The organism is Xanthobacter dioxanivorans (assembly GCF_016807805.1).
GTDB lineage: Bacteria > Pseudomonadota > Alphaproteobacteria > Rhizobiales > Xanthobacteraceae > Xanthobacter > Xanthobacter dioxanivorans.
Window position 1 is genome coordinate 349,038 of sequence record NZ_CP063362.1, and the last position, 22,005, is coordinate 371,042.

A 22,005-nucleotide genomic window follows, 5' to 3' on the forward strand; every position below is an offset into this window, starting at 1 on the left:
ACGGCACCCGTCCTGCGACAGGTCTCGCTCGGCGCGACCCTCGCGTCTCTGCTCCAGCGCTGACCCTGGAAAGGCCCGCCATGACCCGTCAGATCCGCCTCAACGGCTTCATCGGTTTCAGCCCGGTGCATCTCTCGCCCGGCCTGTGGGCCCACCCCGCGAGCCGGGGCGCCGATTACAACACGCTCGATTACTGGGTGGACATCGCCAAGGTGCTGGAGCGCGGCAAGTTCGATGCCCTGTTCATCGCCGACGGCATCGGCGTGCATGACGTCTATGGCGGCAACGCGGACGGGGCGATCCGCTCCGGCGCGCAACTCCCCAAGCTCGATCCGCTGATGCTGGTGTCCGCCCTCGCCCACGAGACGAAGGACCTGGGCTTCGGCATCACCGCCTCCACCAGCCACGAGTTGCCCGCCGTGCTCGCCCGGCGCTTCTCGTCGCTGGACCATTTCACGCAAGGCCGCATCGGCTGGAACATCGTGACCGGCTATTCCGACAGCGGAGCCCGCGCCGTGGGGCGCGAGAAGGTGATCGCCCACGACACGCGCTATGATCGCGCCGACGAATTCCTCGAGGTCGCCTACAAGCTGTGGGAAGGCTCGTGGGAGGACGCTGCCGTGGTGCGCGACCGCGCCTCTGGCACCTTCGCCGATCCCTCCAGGGTCCACCGTGTGCGGCATGAAGGCCGGCACTTCGACATCGACACCATCCACCTCACCGAGCCCTCGCTCCAGCGCACGCCCTATCTGTTCCAGGCCGGAGCCTCGCCGCGCGGGCGGGCGTTCGCGGCGCGGCACGCGGAGGCGGTGTTCGTGGGCGGGCCGACCCCGGCGAGCATCGCACCGGGCATCGCCGACATCCGGGCGCGGGCGGCGGCGCTGGGGCGCGATCCGCGCGACATTGCCGTCTTCACCCTCGCCACCGCCATCCCCGCCCGCAGCCGGGCGGAGGCGGAAAACAAGCTCGCCGACTATCGCCGCTACACCGACCCCGACGGTGTGCTGGCGCTGTTCTCCGGCTGGACCGGCATCGATTTTTCCGCCTTCGACCTCGACGCTCCGCTGACCCTCAGCGAAGTCAAGGAGAATGCCGTGCAATCTCTGCTCGAGACCTTCACGGTGGCGGAGCCGGACCGGGTGTGGACGCTGCGCGAGATCATCGCCCACAACGGCATCGGCGGGCGCGGCCCGCTCTTCGCCGGCACGCCGGCCGACATCGCCGACGAGCTGGAAGCCTGGGTGGAGGCCGCGGACGTGGACGGATTCAACCTCTCCCACGCCTTCTTCCCGGACACCTTCACCGACGTGGTGGACCTGCTGGTGCCAGAGCTGCAGCGCCGGGGCCTCTACAAGCAGGACTACGCGCCCGGCACCTTGCGCGGGAAGCTCTCCGGCTCCGACCGACTGAAGGAGACCCATGCCGGCGCCGCATATCGCAGGCTCAGCGCGGCCGCGTGAGTGGCCAAAAGCGTCGCGCAATCTGTCGCTCGGCTAATGTCTATTAATTCGCGTGATTAACTGGACAATACAGCTTGGCCGTGTCATCCATGGTGCATCGGCGCGCAAGAGGGGGCATCCGGTGACGGCCAAGGGACGCGACGGCCAGATACGAGAAGGCCAGATACGCGACGGCTACGGGATGTTCGATCGTGCCGAACCGGTCGGCGGCGTCGCTTTCCACGATGGCGATCGGAGCGATGGGGGCGCGGGCGGCAGCCCTCCACCCTCGGGCTGGAACCTCGCCCCGGTGGTCGCGGCGCTGAAGCTGTCGCGGGATGTGCAGCACAACATCCGCCATCGCGGCCTGCTGCGCCCGCCGCCCTCCCGCGAGGCCATCGTTTCCGCCCTGCAGGGGCTCGCCGCAGCGTTGTTTCCGGCCCATTACGGACCGCCGGGGCTCGCCGCCGAGACCATCGACTATTTCGTCGGCGCCACCCTCAACGACGCGCTCACCACCCTCGCGGAGCAGACCCGGCGCAGCCTGCCCTTCTCCACCCGGGAGGCGCGCTCCGAGGCGGCATTCGAGCGCGAGGCCATCGACATCGTCCGCGCCTTCGCCCAGCAATTGCCGGAGATCCGCGCGCTCCTCGTCAGCGACATCCGCGCGGCCTATGAGAACGATCCGGCGGCCACGGGCTTCGCCGAGATCCTGCTGGTCTATCCCGGGCTCACGGCGGTGGTACACCACCGCATCGCCCATGCGCTCTATGGGCTCGGCGCCGGCTTCCTCGCTCGCCTCATCTCCGACATCGCCCATTCGCGCACCGGCATCGACATCCACCCCGGCGCCGCCATCGGCGGCAGCTTCTTCATCGATCACGGCACCGGCGTCGTCATCGGCGAGACCACCATCATCGGCGAGCGGGTGCGGCTCTATCAGGCGGTGACGCTGGGCGCGCGCAATTTCCCGACCGACGCCTCGGGCGCCATCATCAAGGGCGCGCCGCGTCATCCCATCATCGAGGACGACGTGGTGATCTATTCCGGCGCCACCGTGCTCGGGCGCATCACCATCGGCCGTGGTTCGAGCATCGGCGGCAATGTCTGGCTCACCCATTCGGTGCCGCCGGGCAGCCATCTCACGCAGGCGCAGAACCGCTCGGTGGGCGGCGCGGGAGACCCCGCGCCCCGATCGCCCGCGAGCAACGGGGCGCGCCACACCAGCCTTTCAACGGGGAACCCGAATGACTGAAGAGCCTGCCATCAGAAGGACATTGAACGAGGCCGCCGCCCGGCAGCTCGCCAATGCCACGAAGACCCGCGCGCAATGGTCCGGCATCACGCCGCGCTGGCTCGTTTCCTTCCTGCCGTGGACACCGGTGGAAGCCGGCATCTACCGCCTCAACCGCGTCAAGGAAGCCAACGGCGAGATCGCCGCCGACGTGGAATGCTCGCCCCGCCGCGACCAGGACCCGGACCTGCCGGAGACCTTCGTGGACTATGACGAGGCGCCGCGGGAATATTCCCTCAATGCGGTGACCACCATCCTCGACGTGCAGACCCGCGTCTCGGACCTCTATTCCCACCCCTACGACCAGATTCAGGAGCAGCTGCGCCTCCTCATCGAGAAGGTGAAGGAGAAGCAGGAGGCCGAGCTCATCAACAATGCCGAGTACGGCCTTCTGACCAACGCGGCGCCCTCGCAGAAGATTGCCACCCGCACCGGCGCGCCGACGCCGGACGATCTCGACGAACTCATCACCAAGGTGTGGAAGGAGCCGGCCTTCTTCCTCGCCCATCCGCGCGCCATCGCCGCCTTCGGCCGCGAATGCACCCGCCGCGGCGTGCCGCCGCCCACGGTGACGCTGTTCGGCACCCCGTTCCTCACCTGGCGGGGATTGCCGCTGGTGCCGTCCGACAAGCTCTATGTGGACGAGAACGGCAAGACCAACATCCTACTGCTGCGCACCGGCGAGAAGAAGCAAGGCGTCATCGGCCTGTTCCAGCCGGGCGTTCCCGGCGAGGTGGCGCCCAGCCTCTCGGTCCGCTTCATGGGCATCAACCGCAAGGCCATCGCCTCCTATCTGGTCTCGCTCTACTGCTCGGCCGCCGTGCTCACCCACGATGCGCTGGCGGTGCTCACCGATGTCGAGGTCGGCAAGTATCATGCCTATCCTGACACCTACGCCTGAGCCGGGGGTGCCCGAAGGGGCGGCGGATTTCGGCCCGGACGATTTCGGCGCGGCGGCAAACGCTGCGCCGGCATCGCCGCCGCCGGGCTGGCCCGACCCGCAGGTGCTGCAGCAGATCGCCAACGCCTTCTTCCAGGCGGGGCCGGCGTCTGCCGCACCCGAGGCGGCGCCGCATCTGGTGACGCTGCCCTCCGCTCCGCCAAGCCCGGCCGATGTGCCGGGCCTGCCCGCGACCACCCTCGTGGCCCAGCATGCGCCGTCGCGGCCGCCCTTCGCCGCTCCGGACCTGCCGCCCGTCACCATCCCCTCGGTGGTGCCGACGCCGAACATCCCGGCCCCGCCCGCCCCGGCGGCGGTGGCCGTTCCCGGCCTTCCCGGCGTGCCCCAGCCGGGCGGCTCGCCCGCACTGTCGCTTCCGGGTCTCGCCAGCGGCTTCAGCGCCGGGCAGGTGCCGGCAGGCCTCGGCAGCGTCATCGCGCTCGACAGCCGGCGTCCGCCCGTGGCTTCCACGGCGCCGGGGGATTTCGGCGGAGAGGCGGACGGCCTCTACTTCCTGGACGAGGCGCGCGCCCATTCGCCCGTGCCCGCCGCTGCGTCCCTGCCGACGGAACCCAACGTACCAGCAGCGCCATTACTCCCCGGCCTCCCGGCCGCGCCAGCGCAGGCCCCGGACTTCGGCGGGATCTCCTCGGCGCTGAGCCCGGAGCTGGTGCCGGACCTCGGCCCGCAGACGCGCCCGTTCGATCCGCACGCGATCAAGCGGGACTTCCCGATCCTGCAGCAGAGCGTGCATGGCAAGCCGCTGATCTGGCTCGACAATGCCGCAACCACGCAGAAACCGCAGGCGGTCATCGACCGGCTGACCCACTTCTACGAGCACGAGAATTCCAACATCCACCGCGCCGCCCACGCCCTCGCGGCGCGGGCGACCGACGCCTATGAGGCAGCCCGCGAGAAGGTGCGGCGCTTCCTCAATGCCGGGTCGGTGAAGGACATCATCTTCGTGCGCGGGGCCACCGAGGGCATCAACCTCGTCGCCCAGACCTATGGCCGGCGGCATGTGAAGGAGGGCGACGAGATCGTCGTCACCCATCTGGAGCATCACGCCAACATCGTGCCATGGCAGCAGCTCGCCGCCGAAAAGGGCGCCCGCCTGCGCGTCGCGCCGGTGGACGACACGGGGCAGGTGATCCTCGAGGAATACGAGAAGCTGCTCAATCCCCGCACCCGCATCGTCGCGTTGGCGCAGGTGTCCAACGCGCTGGGCACGGTGGTACCGGTAAAGGAGATGGTGGCCATCGCCCACCGCCACGGCGTCTGCGCGCTGGTGGACGGGGCGCAGTCCGTCTCGCACATGGCGGTGGACATGCAGGCGCTGGACACCGACTTCTTCGTCTTCTCCGGCCACAAGGTGTTCGGCCCCACCGGCATCGGCGTGGTCTACGGCAAGAAGGATGTGCTCGCCCACCTGCCGCCGTGGCAGGGCGGCGGCAACATGATCGCCGACGTGACCTTCGAGAAGACCATCTACAATGGTCCGCCCGAGCGGTTCGAGGCCGGCACCGGCAACATCGCCGACGCGGTGGGCCTCGGCGCGGCCATCGATTATGTCGACAGCATCGGCATGGAGGTGATCGCCCGCTACGAGCATGAGCTGCTGGTCTATGCGACACAGCGGCTCCTGACCGTGCCCGGCCTGAAGCTCGTCGGCACGGCGGCGGAAAAAGCGAGCGTACTCTCCTTCGTGCTCGATGGCTGCCGCACGCAGGACGTGGGCGCGGCGCTGGATCGCGAGGGAATCGCCGTGAGGGCCGGCCACCATTGTGCCCAGCCCATCCTCCGCCGGTTCGGGCTGGAGAGCACGGTGCGGCCCTCCCTCGCCTTCTACAACACGACCGACGACGTGGACGCGCTGGAAACCGCCCTCAAGCGCATCCAGAGCAGCCGCGGCTACCGACTCTGACCCCTCCCCGCCCCGGCCCCATCGCCGGGGCGGGGAGGCCGGGCGCCAAGCCCGACGAACGTTGAGAATTCAGCCGCACTTCTGCGGCTCCGGGCACGGCGGCCCCGGCACGCCCCCCCCCCAAGAAACCCCTGCTCCGCTAGAAACCACAGAAGGGATTTCTCGTCAGCTTTCCCATCGAGCCGACTCCCTGTGCAGGGCCGCACGGCCATTCCACGTCCAACTTGTGGACATTTAATTACATTAAAAAGATCGACAAACTAAGTTTAAGGGATATGCTGACCATCTCTTCGCCGATGCGTCGCGCCGGACCGGAATTCCGGTGCTGAGCCTGACCTGCGAAGCGCTCCGCTCGAAGCGCGCCGGGTGCCCCTCCGGCCCTTTCCAACGCTCCATTCCGTCGGACCCGCCACTTCGGACCCAGCCATGAACGAAATCGTCGTCCCCTCTGCCGCCGCGACCCTTCTCGGCGGACCGCTGCGCCCGGACGCGCCGGCGCTTGATGCCCTGTTCGACACCATCGCGGCGGGCTCTGCCCAGCGCGAGTACGAGCGCATCCTGCCGCACGAGCCGCTGGGACTGATCCGCTCTACGAAGCTCGGCGCCCTGCGCCTGCCGGTGGAGGCGGGCGGCGCCGGTGCCTCGTTCCGCGAGCTGTTCGGGGTGGTGCTGCGTCTCGCCACGGCGGACGCCAATGTGGCGCACATTCTGCGCAATCATTTCACCTTCGTGGAGCGCTACGCCCGCACCCCGCGCAATGCCGCGGAAGAAGGATGGCGCCGCGCCGTAGCGGACGGGGCTATCGTCGGCCTCGCCAATACGGAGAGCGACGCCAAGGTGGTGGGCGGCTCCCCCTTTGCCACCGTCCTGCGCCCGGACGGCGACGGCTGGCGCATCAGCGGCCGCAAATACTATTCCACCGGCACCATCTTCTCCGACCTGGTGCTGGTGCGGGTGGCGACGCCGGAGGGCGGCAACGCCTCCCTCATTCTGCCGGTGAAGCGCGAGGGCATCGAGATCGTCGATGACTGGGACGGCATCGGCCAGCGCCTCACCGGTTCGGGCACCACCATCTTCAACGACGTGCGCGTCGAGCCCGACGAGGTGGTGCCGGACGGCACGGGTGTTGGCTACGGCACGGCCTATTCCAGCACCCTGCCCCAGCTCTACCTCACCACGGTCAATGCCGGCATCCTCGCCGCCGTGCTGCGGGATGCGACGGCGCTGCTCAAGAGCCGCAAGCACACCTATTTCTTCGCGCCGACGCCCGTCGCCACGGAAGATCCCATCCTCCAGCAGGCGCTGGGCGAGATTTCCGCGGCGGCCTATGCGGCGGAAGCGCTGGTGCTCGCCACCGCCGAAGCTCTCGATGTCGCCGATGCGCTGCGCGCGTCCGGCGCGTCCTCGGAAGAGGTGAACGCGGCGGCCCATGGGGCGGCGCTCAAGGCGGCGCGCGCCAAGGTCATCATCGACGATCTCACCCTGCGCTCGGCCAGCCAGCTGTTCGACGTGGGCGGCGCCTCGGCGGCCCACCGCGCGGTCAATCTGGACCGCCACTGGCGCAACGCCCGCACCCTCGCCTCGCACAATCCGCGCTCCTACAAGGCGCGCCTGCTCGGGCTCCACGCCATCGACGGCACGCCCCTGCCGCCTTCCAGCTTCTTCTGAGCCCGGGGCCGGCGTGATCCGGCCCCTCAGCGCCCAACGCCCATCCGAGACCCGATGACCCGATGACGTCCCCGTTCGAGACCCTTGCCTTGTCCCGTCGCACGCTCCTTGCGGGCGCCGGAGCCTCCCTCCTCCTGCCGGCAGCCGCGCGCCGGGCGGGCGCAGCCCCGGCCACCGGGGGCACGCTCGTTGCCGTGCTCGATCCCGAGCCGGCCGGCCTCGTCGCCGGCCTCACCATCTCCGCGCCGGCGGTGGCGGTCTCGGCCAACATCTTCGACGGGCTCGTGGAGTATGACGAGGGCTTCAAGCTCAAGCCGAGCCTCGCCACATCCTGGGAGACCTCGGCGGACGGCACCGTCATCACCTTCCGCCTCCGCAACGACGTGACCTGGCATGACGGTACGCCCTTCACCTCGGCGGACGTCGCCTATTCCCTTCTCGAAGTGACGAAGAAGGTGCACCCGCGCGGCAATGCGGTGTTCGCTAATCTCACCGCCGTGGACACGCCCGATCCATACACGGCAGTTCTGCGCTTCTCGCGCCCCTCGCCGGTGGTGTGGGCGGCCTTCAACGGCACCGAGACGCAGATCCTGCCTAAGCATCTCTATGAGGGCACCAACCCTCTCACCAATCCCCTGAACGGCAAGCCCATCGGCACCGGCGCTTTCGTCTTCAAGGAGTGGGTGAAGGGCGAGCGCATCGTTCTGGAGCGCAATCCCAATTACTGGGACAAGGGCCGGCCCTATCTCGACCGGGTGGTGTTCCGCATCATCCGCGATCCCGCCTCCCGTGCGGCGGCGCTGGAAACCGGAGAGGCGCAATATATCCCGCTCAATCCCGTGCCGCTTTCCGACGTGGCACGCATCAAGGCGTCCAAGGACCTCGTGGTGGAGACGCGCGGCTTCGAGGGGCCGGCGCCCATGTATTTCTTCGACTTCAACCTGCGCCGTGAGCCGTTCGGCGACATCCGAGTGCGGCAGGCCTTCGCCCACGCGCTGAACCGCAAGGCGCTGGCGGAAACCGTGTTCTATGGCCTCGCCAAGCCCGCCGCCGGGCCCGTGCCGAGCTACCAGACCCAGTTCTTCGCGACCGATCTTCCGCAATACGACTACAACATCGCCAAGGCCGAGGCGCTGCTCGACGCCGCCGGGCTGAAGAAAGGCGCGGACGGCGTGCGCCTGCGCATCGGCCACATCCCCTCTGCCTATGGCGAGGATTACCGGCGGGCGGGCGAATACTTCAAGCAGGCACTGAAGCGCATCGGCGTCGAAGTCACGCTGCGCAACTACGATCTGCCCACCTACATCAAGGTGGTCTTCACCGAATACGATTTCGACACCCACAGCGCCTGGTATTCCGCCTATCCCGATCCGCAGATCGGCGTGCAGCGGCGCTACTGGAGCCAGGCGATCAAGAAGGGCACGCCCTCCTCCAACGCCTCGGGGATCGCCGACCCCGAGATCGATGCGGTCATCGAGCGCATCCAGACCGAAGGCAATGTCGAAAAGCGCAACGCCGATATCCGCGAATTGCAGCGCCTCGCGCAGGTGAAGCTGCCTTCGGTGAATCTGCTGGAGCTCACCTTCTATCGCGCCTATTCGGCGAAGCTCTCCGGCATCGATCTCGCCCCGTTCGGCGGCTACCAGTCGCTGAAGACCGTGTGGGTGGGGGCCTGAGATGGCGCGCGCCCTTCAGCTGCCCGAGGGGCGGGTGCTGCGCTATCTCGGCCTGCGCGTGGTGCAGGTGGTGCCCACCATCCTCGCCATCGTGGTGCTGAACTTCTTCTTCCTGCGCCTCGCCCCCGGCGACCTCGCCGAGGTGATGGCAGGGGAGGCGGGCTCCGCGACGCCCGAATACATGGCCATGCTGCGCCAGCAGTTCGGGCTCGATGAGCCGCTTGCCATCCAGTTTTTCAAGTATATGGGCCAGCTGTTCCAGCTCAATCTCGGCTATTCGTTCCGCAATTCCATGCCGGTGCTGGACCTCATATTGACCCGCGCGCCCAACACCGCGCTGCTCATGCTCTCCAGCCTCGTGCTGGCGGTGGCGCTCGGCATCCTCTTCGGCGCCATCAGCGCGCAATGGCGCGGGCGCTGGCCCGACGGGGTGCTCTCCGCCTTCTCCACCATCGGCTTTGCCACACCCCTCTTCTGGGTGGGGCTGATGCTGATCGTGCTGTTCTCGGTGGAGCTGCGCTGGCTGCCGGCCGGCGGCATGCGCGACCTGCAGCAGGTCCATACCGGGCTTGCGGCGGTCGGCGACGTGGCGCTGCACATGGTACTGCCGGTGCTGTCGCTGGCCTTCTTCTACATCGCCATCTACACGCGCCTCACCCGCTCGGCCATGCTGGAAGTGCAGGAGCTGGACTTCGTGCGCACCGCCCGCGCCAAGGGCATCGCCCCTTTGCCCATTGCCGTGCGCCACGTGCTGCGCAATGCGCTCCTGCCCATCGTCACCATGACCGGCCTTCAGCTCGGCACGCTGCTCTCGGGCTCGGTGGTGATCGAAACCGTGTTTGCCTGGCCCGGCATGGGCCGGCTCGCCTTCGATGCGGTGTTCCAGCGCGACATCAACCTGCTCTTGGGGGTGCTGTTCTTCTCCTCCTTCCTGGTGATCGTCTCGAACCTCGCGACCGATCTCGTCTACGCCCTGCTCGACCCGAGGATCGACGTGCCATGAGCCTCGACGCCACCGACATCCTTCCCCGCGCCGCCGCGCCTTCGGCCCCCGCCGCGCCGAAGCCGCGCCGCGCGGTGCGCACCTCCTCCTTCGGCTATCGCTTCCTGCGCAGCCGCACCGCCCTTGCCGGCAGCATCGGCCTCGCCTTGGTGGCCGGCGCCGCTTTGTTCGCGGCGCAGATCTTCCCCGGTGATCCGCTGGACATGGTGGCCCGCCCCTTCATCTGGCCCTTCACCTCGGCGGAATACCCGCTCGGCACCGACATGCTGGGCCGGGACATCCTCGTTGGCCTCGTCTATGCGGCGCGCGTCTCGCTGGCGGTCGGCCTCGCCGCTGCCGGGCTCGCGGTGGCGCTGGGCGTCGTGTTCGGGGCGCTGTCGGGCTATTTCGGCGGCTGGGTGGACCAGGTGCTCACCCGCATCACCGAAGTGTTCCAGACCATGCCGCCGCTCGTGTTCGTGGTGGTGGTGGTGGCGATCCTCACCCCCTCGGTCTCGTCCATCGTGCTCGGCATCGCCGTGACCTCCTGGCCGCAGGTCGCCCGGCTGGTGCGGGCGGAGGCGTTGCGGCTGCGTGATGCGGAATTCGTGCAGGCGGCGCGGGTGATGGGCATGGGGCATTTCCGCATCATCCTCACCCATATCCTGCCCAATGCCATCTCGCCGGTGGTGGTGGCGGGCTCGATCCTCGTCGCCTCCGCCATCCTCACCGAGGCGGCGCTCTCCTTTCTCGGCCTCGGCGATCCCAACCTCATCTCCTGGGGCAGCATGATCGGCTCCGGCCGCGAGGTGCTGCGCACCGCCTGGTACATGACCGCTTTGCCCGGCCTTGCCATCTCGCTCACCGTCATGGCGCTGAACCTGCTCGGCAACGGCCTCAACGACGTGCTCAACCCGCGGGTGTCGCTGACATGACGCGCCCTGCCCTTCTCGACGTCGAAGACCTCACCGTCCGCTTCCGCACCCCGGCCGGCCGGCTGACGGCGGTGGATCGCCTCTCCTTCGACATCGCCGCCGGCGAAACGCTCGCCATCGTCGGCGAGAGCGGCTGCGGCAAGTCGGTGACGGCCATGGCGCTGCTGCGCCTGCTCCGGTCGCCGCCGGCGGAGATTTCGGGAAGCCATGTGCGGTTCGAGGGCGCGGACCTGCTGGCCCTCTCCGAGCGCGCCATGCGTGACGTGCGCGGCAACCGCATCGCCATGATCTTCCAGGATCCGCTCTCCGCGCTGAACCCCGTGCGCACGGTGGCCGACCAGATCATCGAGAGCCTGAAACGCCACACGGGCCTGCGCGGCCCCGCCCTCCACCGGCGCGCGGTGGAACTGCTCGACCTCGTGCGCATTCCCGAGCCCCAGCGCCGGGCGGAGGACTATCCGCACCATTTCTCCGGCGGCATGCGCCAAAGGGTGATGATCGCCATCGCCATCGCCGCCAATCCGCGCCTGCTGATCGCCGACGAGCCCACCACCGCCCTCGATGTCACCGTGCAGGCGCAGATCCTGAAGCTCATCGTCTCGCTCCAGAAGGAGTTCGGCATGAGCCTGCTGCTCATCAGCCACGACCTCGGCGTGGTGGCCGAGACGGCGGAGCGGGTGCTGGTGATGTATGCCGGCCGCAAGGTGGAGGAGCGGCCGGTGGCCGACCTGTTCGCCCGCCCGCTCCATCCCTACACCCGCGCCCTGATGCGTGCCCGCCCGACGCCAGGCCTGCAGCGCGAGCTGCTGGACGAAATCCCCGGCATCGTGCCCTCCCTCGCCGACCTGCCGCCCGGCTGCGCCTTCGCGCCGCGCTGCGCCCATGCGGACGAGGCCTGCGCGCGGCTTCAGCCGGTTCTGGAAGGCGTCGGCGGTGGCGGCAGCGTCGCCTGCCTCCACCTCGATCGCCTTGCGGGGGAAAAGCCCCGCGCGCCGGTTCTGGAAGGCGTGCCGGCATGAGCGCGCCCGTTGAGACGCCCGCTTTGGAAGTGCTCGACCTCGTGGTCTCCTACCGCACCGGCCGCGGTCCCCTCTCGGCGGTGGACGGCGTTTCCTTCGCAATCCGCCCCGGCGAGACGCTGGGGCTGGTGGGGGAATCCGGCTGCGGCAAGTCCTCCCTCGCCAAGGCCATCGTGCAACTGGTCGAGCCCACGTCCGGCGCGCTGAAGGTGGAGGGGCACGACATCACGGGGCTCACCGCCCGTGAGCGGCGGGCGCTCCGGCCCAAGGTGCAGATGGTGTTTCAGGACCCCATGGGCGCCCTCGACCCCCGCCAGCGGGCGGGCACGATCCTCGAAACCCCGCTCAAGCTCAACGGCGTGCGCGGCAAGGCCGCGCGGCGCGCCCGGGTGGCGAGCCTCATGGAGGCGGTGGGGCTGAGGCCGGAATTCATCGACCGGCTGCCGCATGAATTCTCCGGCGGCCAGCGCCAGCGCATCGGCATCGCCCGCGCGCTCGCCCTCGATCCGGCGGTGATCGTCTGCGACGAGCCGGTGTCGGCGCTGGACGTATCGCTGCAGGCGCAGGTGCTGAACCTGCTGCGCAAGGTGCAGCGCGAGACCTCCGTCGCCTATCTCTTCATCAGCCACGATCTCTCGGTGGTGGAGCACATCGCCGACCGGGTGGCCATCATGTATCTGGGCCGCATCGTCGAGCTTGCCCCGCGCGAGACGCTGTGGCGCGCGCCCCTCCATCCCTACACCCGCGCGCTCATCGAGGCGCTGCCGCGCATGGACCCCGGCGCCAGCCGCATCGCCGACAAGACAATTGTGGGCGGCGACCTGCCGAGCCCCTTCGCGCCGCCCAAGGGCTGCCGCTTCCACACCCGATGCCCCATCGCCGTCGGCCGCTGCGCCATCGATGCGCCGGCCCTCAGCGATGCGGGCGACGGCCACCTCGTGGCCTGCCATCTCGCGCCCGGCGCCGTGCCCGCGCCGACCGCCGGCGCTGTGTTGCAGCCGGCCTGACCCCCTGCCTGCCCGTCCGGCGCCGAAGCGCCGATCCGGAGACCCGACCATGACCGCACGCATCACCATCTCGCCCGCGGACTATCCCGACAGTCCCCTCGCGCAGGCGCTGAAGCAACCGCTGCTGCTCGGCCTGTTCCTGCCCATCCAGAGCGGCGGCTGGTCGCCCTCGACCCTGCCGCGCACCACCGACTGGACGTTCGAGTACAACAAGGCGCTCACCCTCAAGGCCGAGGAACTGGGCTTCGACCTCGCCTTCGGCCTCGCCCAGTGGATCGGCAAGGACGGCTATGGCGGGGAACTGAAGTATCGCGAGCAGGCCATCGACCCATTCGTCACCGTGGCGGCCCTGTCCTCGGTGACGAAGCGGATCATCCTCATCTCCACCATCCACATCCTCTACGGCCCGTGGCACCCGCTGCACCTCGCCAAGTTCGCGGCGACGCTGGACCATATCTCGGGCGGGCGCTTCGGCATCAACATGGTCACCGGCTACGCCCCGCGCGAGCCGAAGATGTTCGGCATCACGCAGATCGAGCATGACGCGCGCTATGCGCGGGCGGCCGAGTTCATCGGCATCGTCGAGCGGCTATGGGCCTCCAGCGAGAACGTCACCATCGACGGCGAATTCTGGAAGCTGGAGGAGGCTTATGTCTCGCCGCGGCCCAAATATGGCCGCCCCATCCTCGTCAACGCCACCGGTTCGCCCGCCGGCTTCGACTATGCCGCCCAGCATTCCGACCTCGTCTTCATCACCAGCCCGACCGGGGCGGAGATCGAGGCGGCGCTCGCCGCGTTGCCGGACCACGTGGCAAACCTCAAGGCCCGCGCCAAGGCTGCCGGGCGCGAGGTGCGAGCCATCATCAACCCGATGATCGTCTGCCGGCCGACCGAGCAGGAGGCGAAGGAGTATCACGCCGCCATCCTCGCCCATGCCGATACCGGGGCGGTGCAGGGCTTCCTCGCCCACCACGCCGCCGGCGACAGCCAGGCCTGGAAGAACCACAAGGGCGAGCACCGGGTGCTCGGCGGCAACATCCAGATCATCGGCTCGCCCGAGCAGGTGGCGGAAAAGCTCATCCGCCTGAAGCAGGCCGGCATCGACGGCGTTCAGCTCGCCTTCTTCGACTTCAAGCCCGACCTCGACTTCTTCGGCGAAGCGGTGCTGCCGCTGCTGAAGCAGGCCGGGCTGCGCATCTGATCCCCACACGACCGAAACGGAGGCTGCCCATGCTGAACCGTCGCGACATCCTGCGCCTTGCTGCGGCCGGCGCCTCCCTTGCGGCCGTGCCGATGGCGCGCGCTGCGGACGGTTCGCCCGTCCGCGGCGGGCACCTCGTCTCCATCGTGGTGCCGGAGCCGCAGACCCTCGGGCTCACGGTGTCCAACCCCACCATCGTCATCGCCATCAACGTGTACGATGGGCTCGTGACCTACGACGGGACGGGCGCGCCGCGTCCGCAGCTCGCCGAAAGCTACGAGCAGGCGTCCGACGGCCGCTCCATCACCTTCCGGCTGCGCAAGGGCGTGACCTGGCACGACGGCGTCCCCTTCACTGCCGCCGACGTGAAGTATTCGATCCTGGAAGTGGTGAAGAAGACCCACCCGCGCGGCATCGGCACCTATTCGCAGCTCCAGGACATCGAGACGCCCGATGACCACACCGTCATCCTGCGGCTGGCGAAGCCCTCTCCGGTGATCTGGGCCGCGCTCAATTCCAGCGAGACGCAGATCCTGCCGAAGCACCTCTATGAGGGCACCGATCCGCTCACCAATCCCTGGAACACGAAGCCCATCGGCACGGGCCCCTTCATCTTCAAGGAATGGGTGCGCGGCAGCCACGTGACGCTGGAGCGCAACCCGAACTACTGGGACGCCGGCAAGCCCTATCTGGACCGGCTCACCTTCCGCTTCGTGCCCGATGCCGGCGCCCGCGCCGCGGCGTTGGAGACCGGCGAGGCGCAATATGTGCCGCTCAGCCCGGTGCCCCTCTCGGACATGGAGCGGCTCGCCAAGCGGCCGGACCTCGTGGTGGAAACACGCGGCTGGGAGGCGGTGGCGCCGGTCTTCTTCCTCGATTTCAACATGCGCCGACCCCAGTTCCAGGATGTGCGGGTGCGCCGGGCCATCGCCCTCGCCATCGACAAGAAGGCGCTGGCGCGAACCGTCTGGTACGGCTTCGCCGAGCCCGCCACCGGCCCGGTGCCCGCGTTCCAGACAGCCTTCGCGGCCACCGGGCTTCCGCAGTACGACTATGATCCGAAGAAGGCCGAGGCGTTGCTGGACGAGGCCGGCCTCAAGCGCGGGCCGGACGGCGTGCGGCTGCGCTTCAACCACGCCAGCATCCCCTATGGCGACGACTTCAAGCGCTCGGGCGAGTTCATCCGCCAGCAACTGAAGAAGGTCGGCATCGAGGTGGAGCTGCTGAACTACGATCTGCCGACCTTCCTGCGGAAGATCTACACCGAATACGACTTCGACACGCTGAACGCCTATTACGCCGCCTTCGCGGACCCGCAGATCGGCGTGCAGCGCCGCTTCTGGTCGCAGACCATCCGGCCGGGGTCGGCGTGGTCCAACGCATCCGGCTATTCCAACCTCAAGGTGGATGCCCTGCTGGAGGCTGCGGCGGTGGAGCCGGACCCGCAGAAGCGCAAGGCGCTGCTCGGCGAGTTCCAGTTGATCGTCCAGACCGAGCTGCCCTCCATCTCCCTCTTGGAGCTGAAGCAGTTCCGGGTGTGGTCGAGCCGGTTGAAGGGCGTGAATGTCGGCCCCATCGGCGTCTACTCCTCCTTCGCGGACGCCTGGCTGGAGCCGGCGCCCGGAGCCGTTCGGGGCTGACGCCGGACGTCCGCCTGTCCCGAACCCTGTCCAAGCCGTCACAAGGGATGCGTCATGTCTCGAGTTCCGCCGCGCAACTCCGCCCTCGCCGACCGGCGCGTCGTCGTCATCGGCGGCACCAAGGGCATCGGCTTCGCCACGGCCGAGGCGGCGATGGCGAAGGGGGCCGAGGTGGTGGTGGCGAGCCGGGACGTGTCGCGTGTCGCCGGTGCGGTGGAGCGTCTGGGCGCCAGGGCGTCCGGCGCCAGCCTCGACATCGCCGATGCCGAAGCGGTGGCGCGCTTCTTCGGGCAAATAGGGCCGTTCGACCACCTCGTGACGACGGCGGCGCACGTGGTGCGCAAGCCGCTTCTGGAGGCGGACCTCGCCGAGGCCCGCGCCTCCTTTGATTCCAAGTTCTGGGGGCAGGTGAATGCGGTGCGCTCCGGCGCGCCGCTGATCCGGGCCGGCGGCTCCATCGTGCTGGTGTCGGGCATCTCCAGCCGCCGGGGCATCGGCACCATGGCTTTTCCCGCCGCCATCAACGGCGCCGTCGAGGCGCTGGCGCGCAGCCTTGCCGTCTCGCTGGCGCCCATCCGCGTGAATGCGGTGTCGCCGGGCTATATCGATACGCCCGGCCATGGCGGGCCGGAGCGGGCGGCGACGCTGGCGAAAGTCGCGGCGGCCATTCCTGCCGGACGGCCGGGGCGGCCGGAGGAGGTGGCGCAGGCCATCCTCTATCTCCTCACCAACCCCTTCTCCACCGGCACCGTACTCGACATCGACGGCGGCCACCTCGCCGCGTGAGATAACCTGGTTTTACGTTGCCTCCGCTCAAGCGCCGCGCGGGCTGTTTCGGCTTGTCTACGCTCAGGCGCCGCGCGGGCTTTGGGGCCGGCGAAGCCTTCGCCAGCCGGCCGCCTCACACCACCAGCCGGAAGCCGGCGCCGCCTTCCGCCGCCACCTGTCCGGGAAGCTGCTCCTCCCAGCCGAGATAGGTGCGCATGGCGTCCGGATTGCCGTCGTGCCGGTCGTGGGCCCAGAACAGATAATCGATGCGCTCGGAATCCGGCGGGTTGGCCGGGCTCGCCTCCACCGGCAGGCCCGCCGCCCGCCACGCCGCAAGGCCTCCTTCCACCACGGCGATCCGCGCCGCGGTGAGGCCGGAAAGATCGAGCGCGGCGATATCGGCAACGCCGGGATCGGCGGCGAACAGGACGAGGGCCGGCGCCGCCAGCACATCCGCAGGGAGCGCCGCAAGGCGCGGCCGGATGGTCCACAATGCCCCGACCGCATGGCTCGCGCGATAGGCGGCGCTGGCATCGAGCGAGAGCGCCCGCGCGCCGTCCTTCAGCAAGTCCGCCGCCTCCTGGGGGGACACGCGGGGAGCGGCCGGGATCGCCGCCTTCGCCGCTTCGACGCCCCCGGCAATGTCGTCCGGCTTTCCATCGAACACGTGCACATCCTCGCCGAGCTGGATCAGCCAGTGGGCGGTGAGGCGAGCGCGGACGCCATCGGCGTCGATCAGCACGATGCGCGCGTGCTGCACGCCCACCCATTTGTCGAGCGACTGCACCAACTGGCCGCCCGGTGCGGCCACCGCGCCCGGCACCGGCAGAGCGGTGCGGTCGGCGGCATCCCGCAGGTCGAAGAGGAAGGTGGTGCGCGCACCGGCCTCCGCGCCGCGCCAGCGGGCGAGGGTCGTAGCATCCACCAGGGGCAGGCCGAACCGCGTGCGGACGGCTTCGGCGCGGGCGCGCGCGGCCGCGATGTCCGGCACCGGCGCAATGGGGACGACACCGGATTCCAGCGCCAGCCCGGCGAGGCGCCAGCCCTGCGTGCCGCCCTTCAGCGCCACCACGCGATTGGGCACCTGCGCATCGATCAGGCTTTGCGCACCGATGATGCCCCGCGTGCGCCCGGCGCAGGAGACGACCACCAGTTGCTCCGGCGCGCGGACGAATGCGTCGAACTTCTCCACCAGTTCCGCCCCCGGGCAGCTGATGGCGCCGGGCACATGGAAGCGCGCGAATTCCTCGGGGTGCGGCTGTCGAGGATCACGAGGTCCGCACCCTCGTCCTTCAAGCGGGCGAGTTCGGCGGCCTCAATGGCCGGGGTATGGAAAGCATGCTCCACCACCTCGGCGAAAGCCTTCAAGCGGCTGTTGACGCTCTTGTAGATCTCATAGCCGGCCGCCACCCACGCCGCGACGCCGCCCTCCACGGCGGCAAGGTCGCTGTAGCCCAGCGCCGCCAGCCGCTGCGCGGCCTTCACCGCGAGGCCGTCGCCCTCGTCCAGCAGAACGACCGGGGTGGCGAGCCGCGGAACCAGCGCGCCGATGTCCAGCTCCAGCCGGCTGTAGGGCGCGTTGACGGCGAAGAAGGGGTGGCCCTCGCCGAACTGTCCCTCCTCGCGCACGTTGAGGAACGCGATCTCCCCGGTCCCGCGCAGGGCCGCCTGCACGTCTTGGGGGACAGGAGGCGGACAGCGGCGGACGGCGTGACGGCGGAAAAGGTCATCGGCAGGTTCCTGGGGGCGCCGGTTGGCGCGAGATGCGGGAAGGGTTCGCGGGGACGGTCAGTCGCGATAGTCCGGCTCGCGCCGGTCGAGCAGGCGGCGCAGGGCGGCGAAATGCAGCTCCGCGCCGTGGGGCTTCTGGCCGGGCGCGGCGGTCTTCTGGCCGGCCTGCAACAGCCCGGCGCGATACTGGGCCTGCGCCTTCTCCACGAGGGGCGCCGGCACCTGCTTCAGCGGGCGGCCGGTCCACAAGGCGTAGAGCTGCACCTGGCAGGCGCGTTCCAACGCGAACAGCCGGTCATAGGCCTCCGCCGTGGTGCGGCCGGTGACGATGACGCCGTGATGGGCGAGGAACAGGATCTTCTTGTCCGGCCCCAGCAAATCCGCCAGCCGCTCGCCCTCCTCCGGCTCGCGGGCAAGGCCGGTATAGGCGTCGTCATAGACGATCTCGTCGATGAGCAGGATCTCGGTCTGGCCCACCGGCAACAGGCGGTTGTCTTCCAGCCGGGTCAGCGCCGTCGCGTAGGGCATGTGGGTGTGCAGCACCACCTGATGCTCGGGGTGGAGGCGATGGATCGGCGCATGGATGCAATAGGCCGAGCGCTGGATCTCTCCTTCGCCGGCGATCAGCCGCCCGTCATAGCCCACGGTGAGCAGCCCGCTCGCCGTCACCTCCGACCAGTGCAGGCCGAACGGCGGCAGCAGAAACGCATCGTCCCGCCCCGGCACCGCGACGGTGAGGTGATTGTAGATCCCCTGGTCGAAGTCATGCCAGACGGCGAGCCGATGGGCCGCCGCCAGATCCTCGCGGGCGGCCTGTTCCTCAGGGGAAAATTGGGGCGTGGCAACGCGTTGCGCGGCGACGGGGGAGCGTGCGGGAGCGGGCATGGAATTTCTTATTGATAATTTCGATAGACAAAATCAATATCATGACAATCGGCCTCTTGGAAGGTCCGCTCGGCAGAATGGCGCGCGGCACCGGCCGGTCTCTCCTCCCCCATCCACAAGGCAGGGTCATGCGCTCAGGTGCCCTCAAGCTGTTCGCCGTCGCGGCTGCTTTCATCGGCTTGCTTCCCGCGACGGTCCTCGCCCAGACAGGCCCCTCCGAAGGGACGCCGAAGCGCGGCGGCACGCTCGTCACTATCATCCAGCCCGAGCCGACGGTGCTGACCACCACCGTGAACAACCAGTTCTCCAACGGCGCCGTCTCGGTGAACATCTATGACGGCCTCGTCGCCTATGACGACAATCTCGGTCTCAAGCCGGCACTGGCGGAAAGCTGGGAGATCTCGCCGGACAAGCTGACCCTCACCTTCCATCTCAGGCACGGCGTGAAGTGGCACGACGGCGCCCCCTTCACGTCGGCGGACGTGCGCTTCAGCGCGCTGGAGATCTGGAAGAAGGTGCATTCGCGCGGCCGCCTCACCTTCGCCGAGCTGGAGGATGTGGAGACGCCCGACGCCTATACTGCCATTTTTCGCTTTCGCGCCCCTTCCCTCGTCGTCCTGTCGGCGCTCAACGCCTGGGAGGGGCAGGTGCTGCCGAAGCATCTCTATGAAAACACGGACATCCTGAAGAACCCGCACAATGTCGAGCCGGTCGGCACCGGGCCTTTCAAGTTCAAGTCCTGGACCAAGGGCGAGGCCATCGAGCTGGTGCGCAATGCGGACTATTGGGATGCCGGCAAGCCCTATCTCGACCGGGTGATCTACCGCTTCATCCCGGACGGCGGCGCGCGGGCGGCGGCGATCGAGATCGGCGACGTGGGCTATGCCGCCTTCGATCCCGTGCCGTTCGCCGACATCGAGCGGGTGCGCAAGCTGCCCAACCTCAAGGTGGAATCGCGCGGCTATGAGTGGAACGCCAAATACTATTTCCTCGAATTCAACCTCAGGAACCCGATCCTGGCCGACATCCGCGTGCGGCGCGCCTTCGCCCATGCCATCGACCGGCAGGGGCTCGCCGACACCGTGTGGTTCGGCCTCGTGACCCCGGCCACCGGGCCGATCCCCTCCTTCACCAAGGCCTTCTACACCGCGGACGTGCCGACCTACCCCTTCGACCCTAAGGAGGCCGAGCGGCTTCTGGACGAGGCCGGCTACAAGCGCGGCGCCAATGGCGTGCGTTTTTCCATCAATCAGGACTTCCAGCCCTTCAACGAGAATTTCCGCAAGACCGCCGAATACATCCGCCAGAACCTGAAGCGCGTGGGCGTCGAGGTGAATGTGCGCTCACAGGATCTCGGCGCCTTCGTGCGGCGCGTCTACGGCTCCTATGACTTCGACATCAATACGGGGCAGTTCTCCGTGTTCATCGATCCCGAGCTGGGGCTGCTGCGGCAATTCTGGTCGAAATCCATCGCGCCCGGCATCCCCTGGACCAATGCGTCCGGCTATGCGGATCCCGGCACGGACAAGGTGATCGAGGGCATCAAGAGCGCCGCTGATCCCGAGCAGCGCGTGGCGCTGTTCCACGAGCTGCAGCGCCGGGTGCAGCGCGATCTGCCGGTGTTGCCGCTGCTCGAGCTGAAGCAGTTCACCGTCTACAACACCAATGTCCGCGGCGTTTCGGTGCGGCCGGACGGGGCCATGTCCTCGCTTAAGGATATCTGGCTCGCCGAATAGAAGCGGCAGGCAGGACAAAAAAATCCCCGGCGGGTCGCGAGGGACCCCCGGGGATAAGTTGCGGGAGAACTCTGGAAACAGCGGCCGCAGGGGGCCGCCGGATGCCGGACCATCTCGCCGGGGCCAGGAACCCCGGCGGCGGAAACCCGGCGGGAGAGGTCACCCGGGCCAGGGCCTGAGCGCGCGCGGGCTCAGCCGTTCGAGAGAGGCGAGGCAGCGCGCGGCGATCCGCATGTCGCCGATGGAGGCGAACAGGCGGCCGTCGATGTCGTTGAACAGATGATCGCAGGCGTGGAAGAGAAAGCCCTCGGAATGGCGCGAGGCGAGCCCGGCACGCCGGCCGGCTACGGACAAGACGAGGATGCCGGCGGAAGCCGGGACACTCGATGGGTCGCTCGATCTGTCTGCGTCGGCCATGATCGCCCTCCGGGCCTTGCACGCCGCTCCGGTATCCCCGCCTGAAGGGGGAGGCCGGTGAGGCGACGTGTTTTAAATTTACTTATTCTATTGATTCAATCAATTATAAAATGCGTCGCAGCAGGGCCGCTGCGTTTTTCCTCGCTGGAGCGCGTCATGATCGAGCCGATCCGCACCTGGGATCTCCCGAACCTTCCTGGTCCACTCGCGCGGGCCGCCTGAGCGCCATGCTGACCAAGAAGGGCAAGTATGGCCTCAAGGCCGCGGTCTTCCTCGCGCACCAGCCCGAGGGCAAGGCGCTTCAGGTGGCCGAGATCGCCGACGCCAACCACATCCCGAAGAAATTCCTGGACGTGATCCTCGGCGAGATGCGCCACGGCGGCTATCGGCTGGCGCGGGGGGCAGACCAGATCAATGTGGGCGCCCTCATCCGCGCCCTCGACGGCCCGCTCGCGCCCCTGCCCTGCGTCGGCAGCACGGATTACCAGCCCTGCCCTGACTGCGATGGCCCGAACTGCACCATCCGCCTGCTGATGGCGAAGGCCTACGCCGCCATCCGTGAGGTGATGGATGACTGCTCCCTCGCGGACCTGCGCGACATTTCCGGCGACCGGCTCCAAGCCTTCGTCGACTACATCTGAGGGCGCCACGGCCGCCCTGCGATTGGCTGGGCCGCGCCAGCGCACCTGCTCATATCGTAGGCACAACGCCGCCATATTGCACATCAGAACAAAATACATAAA

The 22,005-nt window shown here is 68.6% G+C and carries 19 protein-coding genes; 15 read left to right on the top strand and 4 right to left on the bottom strand.

Annotated elements, in window-relative coordinates; translation table 11 throughout:
- The first annotated feature begins 80 nt into the window (after nucleotides 1-80).
- The 13 genes from EZH22_RS01695 (at nucleotide 81) to EZH22_RS01755 (ending at nucleotide 16,511) form a co-directional block, all read left to right on the top strand.
- Complete coding sequence (locus tag EZH22_RS01695) at nucleotides 81-1,460, top strand: LLM class flavin-dependent oxidoreductase (RefSeq protein WP_203194094.1); 1,380 nt, start codon at nucleotides 81-83, stop codon at nucleotides 1,458-1,460.
- Between the two features lie 121 nt (nucleotides 1,461-1,581).
- Nucleotides 1,582-2,694: a serine O-acetyltransferase EpsC gene (gene epsC / locus EZH22_RS01700; RefSeq protein WP_231711255.1), complete on the top strand. Its 1,113-nt coding sequence runs from the start codon at nucleotides 1,582-1,584 to the stop codon at nucleotides 2,692-2,694.
- Nucleotides 2,687-3,634, top strand: a complete 948-nt coding sequence (locus EZH22_RS01705; RefSeq protein ID WP_169124038.1) for a family 2A encapsulin nanocompartment shell protein — start codon at nucleotides 2,687-2,689, stop codon at nucleotides 3,632-3,634. Before epsC ends, EZH22_RS01705 begins: the two co-directional genes overlap by 8 nt.
- Nucleotides 3,609-5,597 (top strand): family 2A encapsulin nanocompartment cargo protein cysteine desulfurase, encoded by a 1,989-nt coding sequence (locus EZH22_RS01710; protein WP_203194095.1) that lies wholly within the window; start codon nucleotides 3,609-3,611, stop codon nucleotides 5,595-5,597. The genes EZH22_RS01705 and EZH22_RS01710 overlap by 26 nt, the downstream gene beginning before the upstream one ends.
- 426 nt (nucleotides 5,598-6,023) lie before the next feature.
- A complete protein-coding gene (locus EZH22_RS01715) occupies nucleotides 6,024-7,265 on the top strand; it encodes an acyl-CoA dehydrogenase family protein (protein WP_203194096.1) in 1,242 nt (413 codons plus the stop codon).
- 62 nt (nucleotides 7,266-7,327) lie between these two features.
- Nucleotides 7,328-8,941 carry an ABC transporter substrate-binding protein gene (locus tag EZH22_RS01720; protein WP_203194097.1) on the top strand — a complete coding sequence of 538 codons (1,614 nt, stop codon included), beginning with the start codon at nucleotides 7,328-7,330 and terminating at the stop codon, nucleotides 8,939-8,941.
- A gap of 1 nt (nucleotide 8,942) precedes the next feature.
- Nucleotides 8,943-9,944, top strand: a complete 1,002-nt coding sequence (locus tag EZH22_RS01725; protein WP_203194098.1) for an ABC transporter permease — start codon at nucleotides 8,943-8,945, stop codon at nucleotides 9,942-9,944.
- Nucleotides 9,941-10,858, top strand: coding sequence for an ABC transporter permease (locus EZH22_RS01730; protein WP_203194099.1), 918 nt, complete (start codon nucleotides 9,941-9,943; stop codon nucleotides 10,856-10,858). Before EZH22_RS01725 ends, EZH22_RS01730 begins: the two co-directional genes overlap by 4 nt.
- Nucleotides 10,855-11,877: an ABC transporter ATP-binding protein gene (locus EZH22_RS01735; RefSeq protein ID WP_203194100.1), complete on the top strand. Its 1,023-nt coding sequence runs from the start codon at nucleotides 10,855-10,857 to the stop codon at nucleotides 11,875-11,877. Before EZH22_RS01730 ends, EZH22_RS01735 begins: the two co-directional genes overlap by 4 nt.
- Complete coding sequence (locus EZH22_RS01740) at nucleotides 11,874-12,884, top strand: ABC transporter ATP-binding protein (RefSeq protein ID WP_203194101.1); 1,011 nt, start codon at nucleotides 11,874-11,876, stop codon at nucleotides 12,882-12,884. The genes EZH22_RS01735 and EZH22_RS01740 overlap by 4 nt, the downstream gene beginning before the upstream one ends.
- Nucleotides 12,885-12,933: 49 nt before the next feature.
- On the top strand, nucleotides 12,934-14,085 hold the full coding sequence (locus tag EZH22_RS01745; RefSeq protein ID WP_203194102.1) for an LLM class flavin-dependent oxidoreductase: 1,152 nt from the start codon (nucleotides 12,934-12,936) through the stop codon (nucleotides 14,083-14,085).
- 29 nt (nucleotides 14,086-14,114) lie between these two features.
- Complete coding sequence (locus tag EZH22_RS01750; protein ID WP_203194103.1) at nucleotides 14,115-15,725, top strand: ABC transporter substrate-binding protein; 1,611 nt, start codon at nucleotides 14,115-14,117, stop codon at nucleotides 15,723-15,725.
- A 54-nt stretch (nucleotides 15,726-15,779) separates the two neighbouring features.
- A complete protein-coding gene (locus EZH22_RS01755; RefSeq protein WP_203194104.1) occupies nucleotides 15,780-16,511 on the top strand; it encodes an SDR family oxidoreductase in 732 nt (243 codons plus the stop codon).
- A 115-nt stretch (nucleotides 16,512-16,626) separates the two neighbouring features.
- Here EZH22_RS01755 and EZH22_RS01760 read toward each other — a convergent pair whose 3' ends face one another.
- The 3 genes from EZH22_RS01760 to EZH22_RS01765 form a co-directional block, all read right to left on the bottom strand.
- Nucleotides 16,627-17,685, bottom strand: coding sequence for a rhodanese-like domain-containing protein (locus tag EZH22_RS01760; RefSeq protein ID WP_231711256.1), 1,059 nt, complete (start codon nucleotides 17,683-17,685; stop codon nucleotides 16,627-16,629).
- Nucleotides 17,589-18,167: a rhodanese-like domain-containing protein gene (locus EZH22_RS31555; protein WP_231711257.1), complete on the bottom strand. Its 579-nt coding sequence runs from the start codon at nucleotides 18,165-18,167 to the stop codon at nucleotides 17,589-17,591. Before EZH22_RS31555 ends, EZH22_RS01760 begins: the two co-directional genes overlap by 97 nt.
- Nucleotides 18,168-18,281: 114 nt before the next feature.
- Complete coding sequence (locus EZH22_RS01765; protein WP_203194106.1) at nucleotides 18,282-19,109, bottom strand: class II aldolase/adducin family protein; 828 nt, start codon at nucleotides 19,107-19,109, stop codon at nucleotides 18,282-18,284.
- A 128-nt stretch (nucleotides 19,110-19,237) separates the two neighbouring features.
- Between EZH22_RS01765 and EZH22_RS01770 the strand changes: the two genes are divergently transcribed.
- On the top strand, nucleotides 19,238-20,845 hold the full coding sequence (locus EZH22_RS01770) for an ABC transporter substrate-binding protein (RefSeq protein WP_203194107.1): 1,608 nt from the start codon (nucleotides 19,238-19,240) through the stop codon (nucleotides 20,843-20,845).
- 159 nt (nucleotides 20,846-21,004) lie between these two features.
- Here the strand turns inward: EZH22_RS01770 and EZH22_RS01775 are convergent, their stop codons facing one another.
- Nucleotides 21,005-21,262 (bottom strand): hypothetical protein, encoded by a 258-nt coding sequence (locus EZH22_RS01775; protein ID WP_203194108.1) that lies wholly within the window; start codon nucleotides 21,260-21,262, stop codon nucleotides 21,005-21,007.
- Nucleotides 21,263-21,489: 227 nt separating this feature from the next.
- Between EZH22_RS01775 and EZH22_RS01780 the strand changes: the two genes are divergently transcribed.
- Nucleotides 21,490-21,903: an RrF2 family transcriptional regulator gene (locus EZH22_RS01780; protein ID WP_203194109.1), complete on the top strand. Its 414-nt coding sequence runs from the start codon at nucleotides 21,490-21,492 to the stop codon at nucleotides 21,901-21,903.
- Nucleotides 21,904-22,005 lie beyond the last annotated feature (102 nt).